Source organism: bacterium, from assembly GCA_021372535.1.
Classification (GTDB): Bacteria; Latescibacterota; Latescibacteria; order Latescibacterales; family Latescibacteraceae; genus JAFGMP01.
Map to the genome: position 1 here is coordinate 1 of JAJFUH010000095.1, position 18,698 is coordinate 18,698.

The following is an 18,698-nucleotide window of genomic DNA, read 5'->3' on the forward strand; positions in this document are numbered from 1 at the left end:
ATGATCGGCCCCGATCCGACCAACTATGTCGGTACCTCCATGCATGCATGGTATCCCGACTACTTTTTTCACAAGGGCGGAATCATAAACTTCACACGATTTATCGCGAGCTATTACGGCGACAAGGGGGTTCGGTGCAATTGCGTAAGCCCCGGCGGCCTGTACCAGCCTTCCATGCCCGAAGCCTTCGTCAATAACTACTGCAGCAGGACGATATTCGACCGTCTTGCGAACGATACCGATCTCAAAGGGGTTATCGTCTTCCTGGCATCGGACGCATCTGCCTATATCACCGGTGTCAACATCCCTGTGGACGGCGGATATACAGCGAAATAAGGCCCGGAATCATCGAAAGAAAAACGCCGGGAATCACGATCGCTCGTTTTTGTAGACCACGACGCCCCCGACAATTGTATACCGCAGCTCCAGCTGCCGGTCGAGTATGATGATGTCTCCGTCCCGGCCCTCCGCTATTTCTCCCTTGTTGAGTCCCATGAGCTCCGCGGGCGTTTTGGAACACACACGGCTTGCAGTTGCGATATCTTTCCCGAAAAGCTTTAATGCGTTTCGGAAGCTGTCGAGAGGAGTGAGTGCGCTTCCGGCGAGCTCCATGTTGCGGTCGAGCATGCGGACACCGTTGTTACAGCCGTCGATCTCCACATTGCCCCAGCTTCCCGGCAGGGTGTACCGTCCCGGAGGAAGACCGGCGCCGTAGTTGCTGTCGGTGACGAATACGAGACGTCCGGGTGTTTTGCACCGGAACGTTTTCTCGACGAGGAGAGGATGGACATGGGTGCCGTCGCCGATGATCTCGCAGGTTACGCGGTCCTCGACGAGCAGATAGTCGACGAGCCCTGCCGGATAAACCCCGGGATCGGGGTCGGTAATGTCGGGAAGCTCGAAGGTATCGAAGAGGTGGGTGACGAGCCGCGCGCCTGAATCGACCGCAATCCGCGCCTGTTCTATCGTGGCGAGTGTGTGCGCGATGCTGACAATGATGCCGTCCTCAGAAAGCTCTCGGATGCATCCCGGTGCACCGTCGAGCTCGGGCGAAACGTCCCACAGTTTTATAAAGCCTCTTCCGGCTTCACGGAGCATGCCGGTGATCTTTGAGCTGATGGGTGCGAGGTCCTTCGATACACCGGCTCCGGTTTGCGCGAGATAGGGGGATTCGAGCCTGAATCCAAGTATCTGGGGTGTTTTACGAAGATCGTCGGTTTCGCTGAAATAACGTCTGAAATTCGCTGCGTTGACTTCCGGAGGGCCGAACAGGGTCGGGTAGAACGTCGTTGTCCCCCGTGAAGCCTCGAGATGCGCATATTCTTCGAGCGTACCCTTATCGGTCGATACCGTGCCGATGCCGTGGGTGTGCAGGTCGATGAGACCGGGGAGGACGTAGTTTCCTGCGGCGTCGATTTCGGTTTCATGGTGAGATGCCGCTCTTTCAAAGCCGATCTTGCCGTCATGGATGGAGACATCGCAGGTTTCGATCGTTCCGTCCGGCAAAAGCACATCGCCGTTTCTGATGATCATGGTGCCTGTTTTCCCTGCCATAATAGCTCTCCCTGATGGTATATATGCATCCGGTCAGATAATCATCCTGCGATACTGTTCCCCGGATAAATCATCCATTCGCAGCGATGACACTTTCGATGCCGAGAATATCGGCGATTTTTTGTATGGTGTGGGCACGGTGGCCGATACCCAGGGCAAAGTGATGGGTCGGTCCTTCCGACACCCAGCGCTTGAGAAATGTACGGATATCGGGCTTGAAATACCCGTGGGTATTCGTGTTGCCTGTCGGCGGAATCGGGCCTTTGAGGGATTCACCCTCGGCAATGATGAATTTGAAACGGCCGTCGCCGGTCGTATTGATGCTGAGCATGGTAATCGGGCCCTCTTTTATGTTGAATTCGACGCTCGCTCCCGAACCGGGTTTACCGTGATATTTTAAAAGGCTTCTCAGGACGGGTTTCCGGTCGGCTATGTTTATGTGATGGGGGCCGTCATGTCCGACGAGCACCGATCCTCTGGTGAAATCGATGGGATGAAATTCCGCGAAGCTTCCTCCCATTTCCAGGCGATCCATGATCATCATGGCGATGCATGTCTTGAGATCAGATTCCCCGCACATGGGGAAACCGGCAGCGGTGAGGAGGGAATTACCGACAATCAGGTTGGTCACAAGCCTGCGCATCTCGCTTCCTTCCCCGGCTTCATAATAATATGCCAGACCGTCGAGCTCCTTTTCCTCTATGAACTTGTCGAGCGCGACAGCGGCGCGGGCGGCGGTATGGAGGTCTTCATCGGTCACTCTGCAGGCGATGGGATCCGATCCCGGGTCGGGCATGTCGAACATCGCGCTGATCCGCTCCTTTTTAGCTTCGATCTCGGAATCGGTCACCGTTCTCTGAAGACGGAGGAGGTCTTCGGCCTCGGTCTGTACGATGTGGCAGCCGAATGCCGCTGTCAGCGCGGTCGGATCGGTGTGCATGTCGAGCATGGATTCGAGCACATGGCCGAAATGCCCGATACGCGCTCCCTTGAGATCGTGCAGGACCTTCGCTATACCGCACCATTCCGCGATCTCGGTGTCCGCTTCCGGATCGCCATCGAGCGTGCCGATTATGACTTGCGGGGGTCTTTTTCCCATTCTGACAGCTACGCCCGTAAATTCGGGAACGGCGCAGAAATCATCGTTGCAGAGCTGCATGTAGGTGGACGCTTTCGTGTAATCGAGCGCTTTGAGGGGTTGAAGAGCGACGAGTACGACCGGGATATCGAGTTCACGTATGAGAATGCCGAAAGTCGAGGATGTGGCATAGGTGACCATGTCGCAGAAAATGAGATCGGGAGCCGCCGCTTTCAGCTTCGGGAGGAGAGCGTAAGCCCCGCGGGCATCATCGATGAGACCGAAATCGGTGACCGTGACGCCGTTCTTTCTGACTTTATCGACAAAAACCCTCTGCTTTCGGTGCATTTCGTCAAGAAGCCCCTCGAACTGCGACCAGTAGGTATAATGTCCGACCCCGAAAACACCGATATGAGCCGTGAGTTTTTTCCTCCGCTCGATTGAAATCATGTTTTTTTTCACGCTGTCCCCCTCAATTCGATATCACCTCTGTCGATCAGTCCTTTTGTCTCTTTGCTCCTTAGTCACTTTGTCTTTCAGAATTGTGGAACGAAAACAACCCTTTCAGTTGTTCGGCGGTCGGTTTTTCAAAGAACCGGCTTGCCGGAATCCCGACTATCACCGTGGTAAAAATAGTAACGCCGCCGTACCACCAGTGGGGTAGGCTTGTCCATGTCCAGACCATGTACAGGGCCAGTGCTCCAGCGATAAACCCGATACATGAACCTCCCGCATTCGCGCCCGGAACGAACATGCCGAGGATGAAAATTCCGAGCAGCAGACCGAGAAACGTTCCGGTTATCTTGGCGATTATCTCTAGAAGATGCTCGCCCAGATACGGTGCCACAAGGGCCGCCGCGATAACGAGAACGCCGAAAAAGCCGCTGAGGAACCTGCTTGTAGCCACACCGATATCGCGGCCCGAGAGCCAGTCATATACAATCACGGCTGTCAGGCTGTTGATGCCGCTGTCGATGGTGCTCATGGCCGCCGCAAACAATCCTGCGAGCAGGAGGCCGACCAATCCGGCTGAGGGTATCACGGTGGCGACAAAGTGCGGCAGCAGCTGGTCCTCCCTGAACAGCTCGGGAAATCCGGCTGCACCGGGCTTATTGTAAAAAACGTACAGGGTTGTCCCGACCAGAAAGAACGTCAGGCACACAACCGTGGAGACAATCCCGCTGATGAGCAGCGACAGGCGGGCTTCAGCCAGATTTCTGGTGCTCACATACCGCTGCGCCGTGGTTTGCGCCACGGTATACCCCGGCAGATACATGAACAGCGCGAATGCGCATGCGGAGAAAAAATTACGGCGCTCATGAAGATCGAGGTGCATGTTGAACATCCGGAATTTGTTGTGTTCGGAGCCATATGTGATTACCTTCAAAAATCCACCCTCAATATGGTGCTGCGCCAGATAGAGTACTATAAACATACATCCGCCGAGAATGATTGTCTGGAGAACATCGCTCCAGACGACCGCTTCGACTCCCCCGAGGGTTGTATACACGACCGCAACCATGCCGATGCCGATGAGCATCCAGACCATCTGTGCTTCGGTCAGTCCCATGACCGACTGCATGATAAGCCCCATGCCGTAGAGCATGCTGCCCATCCATCCGATTGCATACCCTGCAAACAGAAGGGTTCCGAGACGGCGCATCGGGCGGTTGAACCGTATCTCGAGATACTCATAGATGCTGACGAGATTGTGGCGGCGGAAAAGCGGCACGTAGATGAACCATAAAAGGGGAACGATAACGAATGGTATAAAGAGTAATGTCAGGAATAAATGATAATCTTCATACGCGCCCTCGCGGGGATATGCGAGAAACGATATGGAGCTGAACGAAGTGGCGAACAGTGAAATGCCCACTGCAATCCAGTTCATTTTCCGTCCCCCGACAAAATAATCCTCGTTGGATTTCTGCCGTTTGGTAAAATACACGCCGATCCCGAATATCGTGACCAGATATCCGATAAAAATAATCCAGTCGATGAGACTCAATGCTTTCATGGACAGTTGTTTCCTTCCCTGTCAGGCTCTCTTCTTTACTGTTACCTTACATTTGGCTTTTTCGCATTCGGAAAGATCAATCGAGTATTCATACCCGAGCGGTTCGAGCACACGGCGGTACAAAACGTTGCAGTGTTCGCAGTAATCGGGGTACGGGGCGAAATGTGACAACTCGAGAAGTCTTCCCTTTGATGGGCAGGTATGCATGGTTATGGAGAATTCTCCGGCTTCCTCGTCAAGCTCCATGGTAAAATCGGCGGCTTCCTCGTTGAGCGTATGGCTCCAGTACATCCAGCAGCCCCGCAGGCCGTGCTCTTCCACAAGACTCCTGAGATTACCCAGAAAATTGTCAGAAAGATAATTCCAGAAGTCCACGACAGCGTCTTTCCCGCCCCTGCTTTCAAGATATTTAAACAGCTCGCTGTATGCGGGGATGAAATCGGTGCAGGTAATCATGAACGCCTCCTGAAAAAACGCTGGGTGTTCCGCCCCGTGGCATCGTCATATTCGACAAGCTCGAACGTATAGGGAGTGCCAAGGCAGAGCGCTTTATTCACCGATTCGATCGTTTCACGGTAGAGGCGGGCGATGGTGTACCCGTGTTGTCGCATGTGTTCGACTGCCGGATTCGACAGCACATATATTAAAAGCTCATCAACAGAGAGCGATGTTTCGATTTTTCCGCCCTCGATGCCATAAATATTTTCAAAATGCTCCCTGAGGGCGGACAGGCCCTCTTCGACAAGGCTCGTCACAAGAGGGGCATAGTAAGCGATAGTGAACTGATGGAGATACTCGCGCACAGCCTCTTCTCCGTAGCGGGTATGCAGATACTCGATCCCCGTGCTCAGCGCGCCGTGAAAATCCTTGTGGAGATACACGTTATCGGAAGCGCGTCGCTCCATGACCTCTTTTGTCATCGCCCCAGAACCCCTTTCTCCGGAAACAGCACGTCTCTCTCCTCTTTCAGAATCCGCCCGATTACCCGGATGCATGACGGAGTGAGGGGGTAATTCGGGAAATTTCTCCATGTGCTGAAGATTCCCATGTCCACGAGAAGCTTCTTTTCACCCGAGAGCCAGCATGAGATATTTCTGCCGCCGTAGATGGCGTACATGATACGGTTCATCTTTCTCTGGATACGCTGTGCCTGTTTGATGTCGCCGGCACGCACCGCTTCGAGAATTCTGCCTGCAAGGTGGCCGTTGAAAACACCGCCGCCGAGAAGAAGCCCGTCATAGCCCATCTCGAGATACTTGACACAATCGAATTCGTACCCTGACAGGAGGCTGAGCTCAGGCCGCTTTTTACGGGCTGCAAGGGCTGTACGGGTGTGTTCGGGATCGAGAGAACTGTCCTTGATCATGATAACGTTCTTTTCGAGATATACCTTCTTCAGCACAGTCGCCGGAACAGAAACCGGACCGAAGCTGCCGCGGTCGTAAATGCCGACAGGAAGCGGACTCCGGCGGATTGCCCCGATGTAATGGTTTGTCAGGTTCGCGGGCGTTGCGTTCATGAAAAAATTCGGCGGCGCGATAACCGCAATATCGGCGCCGTCCTCGGCTGCCATGCGGGAATTATCGAGCACACGGGCCATGGAATTGTCGGTGACCTGTACTGCGATAACGAGCTTTCCCGCGACATGCTTCACTACCGTACGAACAAGTATCCTGCGCTCGTGATCGGGGAGCCATGGGCCTTCGCCGTTACTCCCTGCGAGGAAAAGGCCGTTGACTCCGAGGCTGAGATGGTGGTCGACCATGCGTTTTACATCGTCGGTATTGACTGTCATGTTATCGGTCAGGGGCGTGGGCGCTGCAGACCAGACGCCGGTCAGCCGTGCCCTCTCGGGTATGATGGTATCCATGGGTAGGACCTCATTCTGATGACTGATACAGTTTCGCGTATTGAACATTCCTTTATATAAACCACAACACGCCATAGAATGTAAGTATCGGCGCAAGTAATATAACACTCCAGAAGATGTATGCATAGAGTCCTTTGCCCTTTACGGGGATGAGGCTGAAAAGGAGGCTTGTGCAAATCCCTACAGCAAGCGAGCCGGGACCGATCCAGAGGAAGGTTATGCCGGGCCGTCCGGTCATCACATCCCAGAACGCGACGACGCAGGCGAAAGCGAAGCTGTAAATGCTCCCCATAACAGTTCCGAACGGTGTGGCGAATGGGACAAAGAGCGCCATGCAGAACAGGTTGAAGAGCGGCGAGATGAACAGGCCGTTCGTTTTTGCGGTCACTTCATTGATATTTCCCGGAACCTTTCCCATGATCGAGCTTATGGCGACAACGAGCACACCCACGACTAGGCTGCTCAGCTTGGCCAGCCGGAGATGATCGAAATCTGTACCTGCCTTTTTTGTCAGCCACGGAATGATATCCGTTGTAATGACCGCCGCGGTCGAGTTGATTCCCGATGAGAGGCTCGACATGGCCGCGGAAAAGATGGCCGCGATAACGAGTCCCGAAATCCCGATGGGCATGTAATTCGCGATGAAATTAGGGAACAGGAAATCGGCGTCGGTGATCAGGTCCTTCCCGTCGGGAATATAATGGGGGTTCGCCCGGTAAAAGCTCAGAAGTGAAAATCCGACGCATATGAGAATAAAAATGAGCGTTTTTTCACTGATCATTGTAAAGAGAAACGTCCTGCGGGCAGCTTTGACATTTCTTGTCGCCACAAAACGCTGAATCGCCATCTGATCCGAACCCGCGGTGCTCACCCACCATGCGATTATATGGAGAATGGTGAAAAATATGGTGAGTCTTATATAGGGATCGAAGCTGAAGAAGACAAGCCTGTCCCAGTTTGGCGCCCATTCGGTGGGAATCCATGCGCCTGCGCCACCCATCCGCACGGTGACGATGACAACCGTGAGGACCGCTCCGAGCAGAAGTATGAAAAACTGCGTCACATCTGTCGCGAGAACCGCCCGAAGGCCTCCGATGGTCGAGTAGATAACCGTTATTATTCCACCCGCGATGGAAATAAGCGGTATATACCGTTCATCCCAATTGAGCATAACCACGAGCGCCTTCGATGTCAGATAGATCAGGAGCGCCATCCACACGAACCGGGTGAGCAGGAAGATAAACGACCCCATGATCCGCACACCCTTGCCGAGCGGTTTCTCGATGATTTCATACGCGCTCGTGATAGGGAGCTTCATGAAAAACGGTATGAAAAAATAGGCGGTTATGAAGTAAACAACAGGGAAGGATGCGATATGAATGAGAAATACGAGCGGGCCGTGCTTGATGATCTCCCCGGCAATGGCAAGATAGGAAATGGTGCTTAAAAACGAGGCGAAGAGCGATATTCCCGCCACGAACGAGTTCACCTGCCTGCTCCCGACAAGGTACTCGTCCGTTGTTTTCTGCCTCTTTGAAAAATACAGACCGATACCGAGCATGGCGCACCCGTAGAGCACAATTACGCCCCAGTCCGGCCACCGCAATCCGCGGAACTCACGGCGCTCTATCCTGAGAATGGCATTGGCGGCGCCGACCCTGACATCAGGTTCGGGATCAGTCAGCAGTGTTTCGAGAAACGGAATATCGGATGTATCTCCCCGCACGGCGAGCGCTTCACAGACTTCGTACCTGTCGGTTTTTTGGCCTTCCGCATAGGATACAAGGTCGGATCGGGCTTCCGCTCTCCCTTCCGGCGGCGCATGGACAAAGAGCGCGCTCGCCACATAGGCGCGGTACGGCGCATCGTGGCTCAGCCTCCTGGCGCACGATTCGAGAAGGGCGAGCGTTTCCGGCCGTATAGTGCTCATGAAGCGGAGGGCGTATGATGCATAGAAGTAATCCTTCTGTTCCCCGGAGGAGAGCAGTTCGGCGAGATACGCTTCGTCGCCCGCGCTGCCGGAGTTGGCAAGCACCCACCGCGCGAATCCCCTGATATCGCTTCCGCCTTCGTCCGCAAGGCGTACTATTTCGGGAAGACGTTCACTGTACCCGAGCTTTCCGAGGCTTTCAAGAGCGCCGATTCTGTTCGGCGAACCGGGATTGAGAAACTCGTCGCGGATGGTGTTGACATAGTTCTGATAGAGGACGGCGTTTTTCCGCTTCAGTCTCGCCATAACCCGCGAGATGCCGACAATGCTCGATCCGGGTTTTCCGGAAAGCGCCGATATGCGCTCTTCGACTCCCTCGGGATAGACATTTCCGATGAGCGCCTCGGCTGCATGCACATTCACCCAGAAAGCGCCATCGGCCGCAAGTTCCTCGCGGAGAATGGTAACACAGCGCTCGCGGCGTTCCCTGGACTGCTCGTCATCGCCCGCCAGCGAAGAACGGGGCATTATAACTGTCAGCAAGAGAACGAGATATAGAAAAAGCCTCGCTGGTTTGAAAGAGATGTGTTTTGTATTCATACGCTTCGGTTTATGAATGATGAATGAAAAGTTATTTTCCTCTATTCAGTATTTTTCCGAACGGAATGCGATTGTCATTTCTTTATACAATAATTGCCGTTGTCGTCAATTGCCGTTATTATCCATGAGGGAGCATGACCGCCTTGATTACCGGCTCGGTGCCGTCGATGACCGCCTTCATGATTTTCGGAGCGTCGCCGAACCCGAATGTATGGGTAACAAGCGCCTTCGCATCGACAAGACCGTCCCTCAGAAGCCTGTTCGAGACCGGGAAATTGATCGCCGGTTCAGCAAAGGTGGGAATCAGGCTTATCTTCCTGAAAATCAGATCGTTTATATCGATAGTAATGGCGCTCTTTCCACCGAAATGGAGACCGTAAAACGTAATGATGCCGCCAAACCGGATGATCCTCAAAGCATCGCGGATACTCTCGGGCGGCGATGAAACGATGACACGGTCGACTCCGTCGGGAAACCGTTTTTTTATCTCCTCGCCGATATCCTGTTTTTCAGTCTCGATGACGAGGTCGCAGCCGAACCGCTCGGCGAGACGGAGACGGGCGCGTTCACGTTCGCTGTCGGCGGACAGTCCTGTTATGGCCACAAATCCTGCGCCACGGAGACGCGCCACACGGGCCGACATGAGACCGAGCGGGCCTGGACCGAGCACGACTACGCTTCCGCCGGGAGGTATCTGCGCGTTGATAACCGAGGTGAGCGAAACCGCGAGCGGTTCGGTGAGACAGGCGGATACATGATCAAGCCCTTCGTATTTGTCGAGACTGTTGTACCGTACTGACATGTACTCACCCATACCTGGCTGGTTTTCCATGGTGTACATGTTCCGGCAGAATTCTGGATGCCCGCTCTTGCAATCCTTGCAGACTCCGCACATGGAACAGTCTTCCACGATGACCGTATCGCCCGGTTTTACATGGCGGAGCGCGTTTTTCCCTGCTTCGACAACCTCTGCGGAGATTTCGTGCCCGAGCGGCATATATCCTTCTTCCCAGTCACGCACGAAATTGATGTCGGTGCCGCACACACCGCATGCCCGGACACGGACAACGACATGATCCTCATCGGGCGGGCCGATCCCGATCATCCGCTCCTCGATATCGAGGTATTTTTTACCGTACAGTCCTCTGCTTTTCATTGGTTCTGCCTCGTGTTATAAAAAGAATGTTACTTTAAAAGCACAAACACAATTAAAATACTTTCCTGTCCATAAAGTATTTCGTGTTTAAGAATCTGTTGGATATGACCCGCTGTCAGTTTTACCTGGTTGTTTATCCCACACCATAAAGCCCGCCGTCGAAGCCCGGAGTTATATCGTCATCCGCATGGGCTGCCACCTCGTCGAGGTTACCGAAAACCTTCCGGAATCCTTCGATGATCTTCTCAAGAAGGTCGGTGCCGTTCGGAGGTGTAAAGCCGTGGATATTGGTATAGGTGTCACAGAGATTCTTCGCCACCGGGTAATCGTCGCCGCTGTACCGGTATGTGATGCCTTTCGCCTCGTTGATCGCCCAGGGATACCGGTTTCCGTACCCGATCATGCTCCTGAAAATATCCTGTTCGGGAACCGGCATAACCTGCCACTGTCCGACCATGACACCCTCCATGTGAAGGGCCTTTTCGACAGCGATTCTGAATCTCCGGGGCTCGATGTCCACTCCTGCCGTTTCCGGGTCGAAACGGACGGCGTAGAACCAGTAGACATGCCGGCAGTCCGGCGGGCAGTACGGCGGGATAACACCCGGAATCGTACTCAACGCATGGGTCAGGTATCCGGCGTTTCGAATACGGGCATCGTTGAGCTCGTTGAGGTGTTTCAGCTGCCCCCGCGCAAGCGCCGCCGGGAGCTCCTGGTTACGGTACATGTAACCGAGAATTGAGGCGTTGTATTTCTGCCTGAGGGTCCGTTCGTCGGCCTCGTCCCCGAAGTACCGGACAAGGTCGCCCTTTTTGAGCAGGTCGGGATCGTCGGTGACATAGAGTCCGCCTTCGCCGCCGCAGAGGTTCTTGAGGTTGTTGAGACTGAATGCCCCGGCATGTCCCATGGTGCCGCACATTCTGCCCTTGTACATGGCGCCGTGAGCCTGGCAGGCGTCTTCGATGACGAACAGGTTGTGCCTGCGGGCGATTTTAAGAATCGGATCCATATCGGCGGGACATCCCTGGATGTGGACGGGGATGATTGCTTTCGTACGCCCGGTGATGGCGGCTTCGAGCAGCGAGGGGTCCATGGTGTAGGTTCTTGGGTCGATGTCCACGAACACGGGTATCGCCATCTGGTGGAGAGCGCTCGATGCTGTTGCGAGGAAAGTGTATGCCGGGACAATTACCTCGTCGCCCGGGCCGACGCCGACCGCCGCAAGAGCCATGTGAAGGGCTGCGGTTCCGCTCGCTGTGGTAAGACAGTATTTCGATCCCGTGAATTCCGCCCATTCTTTCTGGAGCGCGACGACCTGCGGCGCTGTTCCTCCGGCGACTATGCCGCTGTCGAGAACCTCGTTGATGAACCGACGGTCGTCATGGGTAATGATGGGCCAGTTTTTATAATCGGAGCGTTTCAGAAGCGGTTTTCCGCCGCTGATAGCCAGTTTTTCGCTCACTCGTGATCTCCTTCCGGTTTATATAACTGCTTGTGATGTTATGTATTCTCTAACATGGTTCTTCTTTTTAAAGTAATATTTGGCATATCCTGAGATAACAAAAGGAAAATGCACACATGAAATCACTGTTTTTCTCCGTGGTCCCCGTGTCTCCGTGGTGAAATATTTCAACTTATACAAGCTGAGCGCTATTTTTCGAGAGTCGATTTGACGAGTTCGATAACCCCGTTCACCATGTCATCCTCAACTTCCGGCGCCCACCCGCACGGGGATCCATACTGAATCCGGATTACCTGCGACTGATATGCATCGAGCCTCACCAGTTCACGGGTCGGTATATAGATGTTCTGCTCGCCCATGTATGCGAAAACCATGATCGGCATACTGCATCGAAACGTATCCTTGATCCGCATCCCGATGGGTGCGCAGACCTCTCCCTGCAACACGACGAGCGGCATGGGGCCTATTTTTGCCGCTATGACCTCCTCGATACGGCATGGGAAGGCTCTCGGTTTGTCGGGTTTTCTTGTCAGGTATCCCTCGTCGATGCAGACAAGATCGGTTGATTTTGTCGGAAACGGCATTCCTTCCTTATAGTAACTCAGAAGAGTTCTGATCCAGTTGGTATCCCTGTTTTTGCCATGAACGATGCCGATGTCGAGAGGAACGTCCTTTGCCAGCGCCAGCGCCTCCTCGTAGGAGGGAGGGGGAGCAAACGGCAGCGGGATGACCTCCATTTTACTCGAAATCGGGCCGGTTATGTCCTCCATGGAGCCATTGGCAATATCGAGAACGATACGGGCAAGCTGACTGCCGATGATTTTCGCACCCTCAGGCTTATCGACTCCCTCGGGAGGTATGACGAACTGGTTTGCTCCGCATGCATCGCCGTAAAGAGCGAGCACCCCGGGAATCTGCCGCTCTATTTCATCCATGGCATATCCGGGATGACCGACATCGATTATATTGTCCGCTGTTGTCATCACATGCGTGGGATGGTTGAAAAGCATCGCAAGGACTTTATCCCCGTACATCACCTTCAGTACCTGAACCTCATAATCCACCGGAGCATTTCCCGAACTTCTGATGAAATACCCGTTGCCGGAGCCGAAGAAAAGGTTCACCGGGCCCTGTTCATTTGCAATCGCCGTTTTGATGAGCCCGAAAACTTTCTCGGCCAGCCACCGCTGATGGGGAAAATTCTCCGCCCACCGAGGCATGGGCGCCTGGTGGTTATGGGTCGCAATGAGGAGCAGACAGGAAGGGTCTATTCCCAGTTTGTCCCTGCACCGTTCACGGAGAATTGGCGTGGCGACATCGAAGCTGTTCATGTCGTAGGTCACAATGACAAGACGGGTGGTTCCATCGTTGAGGACGAGTACTCTCGCGTATAAATCATGGGTTTTCCCCTCGGGGGGGCGCATCTCGCCGGTCTGGAGTTTCCCTGATGTCAGGGGGTACGGTTTTTCTGGAGTGATAACAGCCTTAGCTGTCCCTGCCTTCATTTCAGCCGCCCATAGAGTACAGGAAGACAAGGCCGCCATACAAAGAACCATAATAACCAGTGTCATTTTGCACCAGTTAAACTTCATTCCGGTTGGTTTATATTTCATCGTCTTTTCCTCCATAGGTGTATGCTCCTTTTTTACTCTGTTATAGAGGGATGTTTTCTTATTTTTCCCTTGTGCCTCGTGCCTTAATATTTCAAGTCCCGTATACTCTATTCAGCAGTTCCAGACAATGTGAAACGATAATCTCTTCTGCATTGTCGCACACCTCACGGGTTTCCACGGCATATCCACCTTCACCGATTGCTTTCGCAGTGGGGACATAGCCGATTTCACCATTGGCGAGGCCGATTATATAGGTATAACTAAATGGGCTTTCACGTTTTATGCGTTGACCGATTTCTGTGAAGAGCTCGCCGGGAAAACTGATCAGCGCACAGTCGCCGATCGCGATGCAGGTATGTTCCGCCGGGATGTCACGGTTTTCCTGTTCATGGAGACGTTTGAAGAGAAGCGCCTTGTAATCGTCGCCGACTCCATCCGCCATCGTCCTGACAGCCCCTCCGGTGGCGGCAATCACCTGTTCCGCCCATGATAATTCATCAGCCGTTATCATTCGCGGAGGCAGTGTGTACCGGACATGCCCGGTTCGGATTCTCAAATCCTGCGAAAGATCGATACGGCACGCTGTTTCCGCTACGGCAGCGGCGAGCGCACTGCCTGTCCTTTCGACCCCTTCCGTGTCACGGTCCCTGAGGCCGTCGATATCCATGGTTCCCTGGGCGCCGTTGAGGAATAGCGCCGTACAACCGTACTCGTTTTCGAGGAGGTGCGCCGCGTAACCAGGATAATCGCCGCTGATACGGTAATTGTCACCCGACAGCACATTGGGATGTCCCGCATGGTTGAAAAGCAGGCATCGTGCAGTTCCGGGATTTCCGGCATCGGCGAACTTCACAATGCCGACCTCTGAATCGGTCTCTCCGAGCGGCCCGATGATTTTTTCGGCAGGGTACTGCTCCCAGTTCATGACCACATGCCCGTCCTCGGCGAGAAGGCGGCGATAATGGCTGATGGTATTCTCCGCACCAGATGCAAAACCGACGGCGACAGGCCCGGTGTTGCGGGCGGCATCGCGTGTGACCTCCGTAATCTTTTCATGAAGTTCTCCGATATAGCCATCCTCGACGGGATTGAAGAAACCGATCGTTGCAGGCCCCGAATGAGTGTGCGTCGCGGCGATAACGATGTGTTCCGGCGGTATTCCTGTCTCGCGGGCGATCGATTCCCTCATGAGATGAGCATCACTGCCGCGAATGCCGCAGACTTCGACCGAAATGAGTGCGCAGGCATGTTCCATACTGTCGTCCGACCCCAGAACAAGCGCCCGAGCAAAGATACGGTCATGGATTCCCGTGGATTTGTGCCCGCGGATCATGCCGTCCATCCAGACGTTTCCACGGGGGATTATATCGATTTTCGCTGCACCGGCGATCATGTCATTCTCCGATGGTACCACAGGGTGTTGACCGCTGAACGAGCTTTACCGTGCCATTCAGGCGGCAACGGTATGCGGGATAGGTGCTTACAATCCAGAGTACGGGATGGTCGGATGCATCGAAAATCAGTTCTCCCGTGATGAGGAGAGGAGACGATTCATCAACACCGAGAAACTCCTTTTCCCGCTGCCCGGCTTTATGCACCCGGATATCATACTCGGTACGGACAAAGCATAAACCGGCCTTTTCCTGTAAAAGATGCATGAAGAGCGGTGAATCCGCGATATCACGGGATATGAAGCTGCCGGGAACAGGGGAGATGTATACTTCGTCCAGCGAGAAAGGGCTGCCTCCTATGGTATCGAGCCGTACCAGATGCCGCAGCATCGAATCGGGCTGCACACCGAGTTTTTCCGCGATATCCTTGCGGGCCGGAACCATGTCATCAACGAGGAGGGTGCGCACGATTCTCAGTCTTCCGGCCGCCACATCGGTTGTGAAGCTTGAAAGACCGATTACTTCTGTTTCCCGTGATTTGTCGCGGACGAAGCTGCCGATACCATGACGTTTTTCAACGAGACCGTCGAAAACGAGCTCCTGAATAGCACGGCGGACAGTAATACTACTTACATGAAATTCGTTTTTAAGCCCTGTTTCGGAAGGCAGAGCGGTTCCCGGGGGATACGTACCCGTTACGATACGGTATTTGAGGTCGTCATAAACAGACTGATAGAGAAGTTTGGCCATGGTAAACTTTCTGTTTGGACACCTGTGTGCTCACTCATTATAATAAGTATAATAACTCATGGTTTCTTGTCAATACAAATCATGACGAATTTCTCGACAAATCATCATGACCTGATAAATTGCCGTTCTGTTGAAAATTCTGAATCTTTCCGGATCAAATAATAACGGGATAACAAAGTTGATTTTATTTGAAATATGAGTGATTATATTATATACTGATTTTAAAAGATATCATTATATTCGTCGAAAGAATTTCCCGAAAATCGGCTTTAATTTTATGAAAAGTTCTCCCGGCATTACGGAACTCATATAATTGTTACTTTCGACATGAAAAAGAAGATGTATTCTGCTGAAGTTGGTTAGTTTTTGCTGGAAAAACATCGCATGCCGAAGCAGGGGATAATTTATGACAGGTATATTCTGATCTATCAATGGGGCGTACTATGACAGGACTTTCTTATGAAGATGAATTCATCACACTGTTTGAAAAAACAGTTGATCTGGTATATATCCATGATTTTAATGGAAGGTTCCTGGATGCAAATCCTGCGGCTTTGAAACTGCTCGGTTATAAAAAAGAAGAAATCGGTACAGCTGATTTTTCAACAATAATCGCGAGCGAACAGGTTGATAAAGCCATTGAAACCATGAAAGAAATAATCAGGATCGGATATCAGAAGGGTTTTACCGAGTTTATAGTGAGGAACAAGGAAGGAAAACATATTCATATACAGACTAACGGCACGCTTATATACCGCAACGGCAAACCATATGCGATTCTCGGAATCGGAAGAGACATCACCGAACGAAAAAAGTCAGAGGAAAAATACAAGAAAATATATGAACAACTGAAGGAATTCCGATCCATTATCAATCGAAGTCCGGCAATCGTACTTTTCTGGAAGATGTCACACAGCTGGCCGGTAGAATTCGTTTCTGACAACATCAGACAGTTCGGCTATCAACCTGAAGATTTTCTTTCGGGTAAAGTATCATGGACCGGTATCATACATCCTGATGATTTACCAAAATTTGTATCAGAGATAGCAGATTGTGCCCGGAAAAATATTACAGAGTTTTATCAGGAATACCGTCTGATTACAATATCGGGAGATGTGCGCTGGATAGGAGATCATTCGAAAACAATATGCAATCCACAGGAAGAAAACACCCATTATCAGAGTATCATTCTGGACATCACCAAAAGGAAAAGTGCAGAGAATATTGAAAAACGCAATACAAAACGAATGGAGATTCTTGCCCAGAAAGCGATGGAACTGGTACAGATATCGCCCGATGAAAACATATACCAGGCTATCGGTAATAAGCTGAAAGAAATCACCGGTGATGCGGTTATTATTATAAACTCATGTGACGAGTCAAAATCCTTGCTTGAAACCAGGGCGGTTATCGGTCTTGGAAACAGGCTGGAAAACGTTGTAAAAATGCTGAAAAGACACCCGGTTGGAATGACTTTCAAGCTGACCGATGAACAGCGAGAACCAATCCAGAGAGGTAAACTTGAAAAAATTGAGGGAGGCATTTATGCCCTGTCGTTTAAAATGATACCTCAAATTGTCTGTAAGACATTGGAGTCGATGCTGCATATTGCTGATATATATGGAATAGGTTTTGTGAGTAAAGGGAATATTTATGGTACGACCATTATCGTGACCTTTAAAGGAGCGGAACCGCTTGATATGGAACTGGTCGAGATTTTCTGCAATCAGGCTTCGGTTTCTCTCCAGCGGTGGCTGGCAGAAAAAGCTGTCCGGAAAAGCGAAGAGAAATATCACAGGCTCACCGAAAGTATCAATGACATTATTTATTCAATCGATGCACAGGGAACGATAACCCACCTTGGTCCTCAGATTCTCCGTTACGGATACAGCCTCGATGATGCATTATCACGTGATTTTTTTGAATTTGTTGTTCCCGAGGACAGAGAGAGTGTTATGATCGATTTTCAGCGGTCTTTAACCCAGGGAGAAGAATTTCCTTCGCAGTTCAGAATGAGGGATAAAAAGGGGAACATCCGCTGGTTCGAGGACAATGGCATGGTTCAGCGGGACGACCATGGGAATATTGTCGGGCTGACCGGTATTCTTCGGGATATAACTGATCGGAAACAGGCAGAGGAAGCGCTGAAAATATCGGAGGCAAAGCTCCGAGAGCAAAAAACGGAACTGGAACAGAAAAATATTGCCCTGCGTGAGATCATCGGGCATATCGAGATCGAAAAAAATACAATTAAGGATGATGTCATAACAAATGTTAACGAGATTTTAATTCCATTTTTAAATAAATTAACGTTGGAGGGTGAATCTAATGAGTATTTTATTTTATTCAGGCATATGCTGGAGAATCTGACATCTTCATTCGGCAGAAAAATATCGGAAGATACTCTGAAACTGACCCCGCGTGAAATTGAAATTACCGCCCTCATCGAAAGCGGTCTTACTACCAAAGAGATATCAAAAATTCTGAATATCTCTGCCCAGACTGTCGAGAAACACCGTAAAAATATCAGGAAGAAGTTAAATATTACCCATAAAAATGTCAACCTCACGACTTTTCTCCAGCATTTTTGATTAGTAAGATTATTAGATATTTGCATCGGCATAGCGCAAATATTCCGGACTTTTCTTTTCATTATAATCTGTGCGATACGGTTAAATACGTCATATAATGGGTATATATTATACCCATTATATGACCAGTAAAACCCTGTTGATTTCAATGTTTTTTCTCTATAAATTCTAACTCAAATTATATAAGAATAATCGTAACTATTCTGTTTTACATCAATTATATCGGTGTATCTACTCTATAAATGATTGAAAACAGTAACAGTTATTTATCAAAATCGTCGAAAGGATATTCTATGAAAATGAGTGATAACAGGTATGGAACTGAAGAAGCGGTAAAAAAAATCGGGATTTCATTTGAACGGTTACGGTATTGGGAACGCAAGGGTATCGTTCGTCCTGTGTATGTAACCTGCGGAGTCCGGAAATTCCGTCGATATTCGAAGGAAGATATTAAAAGAGCTCAATTTGTCAAGATTCTGGTGGATGAAGAAAAATATTCTCTTGAGGGCGCTCACAGGTTACTGGAACAAAAAGAGAATCTTCTGAATATTGTTTAGTATAAAAGGTATGATCAACTGGTGTTCTGTTTTAATCATTTAAGGGCATAAAGAATTTTTATGTATTATTTTATATGGTTCTTTCCTGTATTCTTGAAAAAAAAACTCGACCACCCTTATCATGACCTG

At 51.1% G+C, this 18,698-nt stretch carries 15 protein-coding genes; 3 read left to right on the forward strand and 12 right to left on the reverse strand.

The features are described 5' to 3' along the window. A partial coding sequence (locus LLG96_09055) for an SDR family oxidoreductase (GenBank protein ID MCE5250354.1) occupies window positions 1-336 on the forward strand: 336 nt, incomplete at its 5' end. 33 nt (window positions 337-369) lie between these two features. On the opposite strand, the gene LLG96_09060 is transcribed toward LLG96_09055, so the two are convergent. From LLG96_09060 to LLG96_09115, 12 genes are all read right to left on the reverse strand, one after another. Then, window positions 370-1,554 (reverse strand): amidohydrolase family protein, encoded by a 1,185-nt coding sequence (locus LLG96_09060; protein MCE5250355.1) that lies wholly within the window; start codon window positions 1,552-1,554, stop codon window positions 370-372. Between the two features lie 70 nt (window positions 1,555-1,624). Then, entirely contained in the window at window positions 1,625-3,082 is a 1,458-nt protein-coding gene (locus tag LLG96_09065; GenBank protein ID MCE5250356.1) for an L-fucose/L-arabinose isomerase family protein, read from the reverse strand. Window positions 3,083-3,152: 70 nt separating this feature from the next. Beyond that, window positions 3,153-4,649, reverse strand: a complete 1,497-nt coding sequence (locus LLG96_09070) for a sodium/solute symporter (protein ID MCE5250357.1) — start codon at window positions 4,647-4,649, stop codon at window positions 3,153-3,155. Window positions 4,650-4,670: 21 nt separating this feature from the next. Further along, the gene (locus LLG96_09075) at window positions 4,671-5,105 is read right to left on the reverse strand and encodes a hypothetical protein (protein ID MCE5250358.1); all 435 of its coding nucleotides are present in this window, start codon (window positions 5,103-5,105) and stop codon (window positions 4,671-4,673) included. Continuing rightward, the gene (locus LLG96_09080) at window positions 5,102-5,569 is read right to left on the reverse strand and encodes a hypothetical protein (GenBank protein MCE5250359.1); all 468 of its coding nucleotides are present in this window, start codon (window positions 5,567-5,569) and stop codon (window positions 5,102-5,104) included. Before LLG96_09080 ends, LLG96_09075 begins: the two co-directional genes overlap by 4 nt. Beyond that, window positions 5,566-6,519, reverse strand: coding sequence for a dihydrodipicolinate synthase family protein (locus tag LLG96_09085; GenBank protein MCE5250360.1), 954 nt, complete (start codon window positions 6,517-6,519; stop codon window positions 5,566-5,568). Before LLG96_09085 ends, LLG96_09080 begins: the two co-directional genes overlap by 4 nt. Before the next feature lie 52 nt (window positions 6,520-6,571). Next, a complete protein-coding gene (locus tag LLG96_09090; protein ID MCE5250361.1) occupies window positions 6,572-8,977 on the reverse strand; it encodes a sodium/solute symporter in 2,406 nt (801 codons plus the stop codon). 190 nt (window positions 8,978-9,167) lie between these two features. Continuing rightward, window positions 9,168-10,205 (reverse strand): alcohol dehydrogenase catalytic domain-containing protein, encoded by a 1,038-nt coding sequence (locus LLG96_09095; GenBank protein MCE5250362.1) that lies wholly within the window; start codon window positions 10,203-10,205, stop codon window positions 9,168-9,170. A gap of 133 nt (window positions 10,206-10,338) precedes the next feature. Beyond that, window positions 10,339-11,667 carry a DegT/DnrJ/EryC1/StrS family aminotransferase gene (locus LLG96_09100; protein ID MCE5250363.1) on the reverse strand — a complete coding sequence of 443 codons (1,329 nt, stop codon included), beginning with the start codon at window positions 11,665-11,667 and terminating at the stop codon, window positions 10,339-10,341. Between the two features lie 188 nt (window positions 11,668-11,855). Further along, window positions 11,856-13,172 carry a hypothetical protein gene (locus LLG96_09105; protein ID MCE5250364.1) on the reverse strand — a complete coding sequence of 439 codons (1,317 nt, stop codon included), beginning with the start codon at window positions 13,170-13,172 and terminating at the stop codon, window positions 11,856-11,858. Window positions 13,173-13,371: 199 nt separating this feature from the next. Next, complete coding sequence (locus tag LLG96_09110; GenBank protein ID MCE5250365.1) at window positions 13,372-14,673, reverse strand: neutral/alkaline non-lysosomal ceramidase N-terminal domain-containing protein; 1,302 nt, start codon at window positions 14,671-14,673, stop codon at window positions 13,372-13,374. Window position 14,674: 1 nt separating this feature from the next. Further along, complete coding sequence (locus LLG96_09115) at window positions 14,675-15,421, reverse strand: GntR family transcriptional regulator (GenBank protein MCE5250366.1); 747 nt, start codon at window positions 15,419-15,421, stop codon at window positions 14,675-14,677. Window positions 15,422-15,864: 443 nt separating this feature from the next. On the opposite strand from LLG96_09115, the gene LLG96_09120 reads away from it, so the two are divergent. Both LLG96_09120 and LLG96_09125 read left to right on the forward strand, forming a co-directional pair. Beyond that, window positions 15,865-18,012 (forward strand): PAS domain S-box protein, encoded by a 2,148-nt coding sequence (locus LLG96_09120; protein ID MCE5250367.1) that lies wholly within the window; start codon window positions 15,865-15,867, stop codon window positions 18,010-18,012. A gap of 293 nt (window positions 18,013-18,305) precedes the next feature. Continuing rightward, window positions 18,306-18,569 (forward strand): MerR family transcriptional regulator, encoded by a 264-nt coding sequence (locus LLG96_09125; GenBank protein ID MCE5250368.1) that lies wholly within the window; start codon window positions 18,306-18,308, stop codon window positions 18,567-18,569. Window positions 18,570-18,698 lie beyond the last annotated feature (129 nt).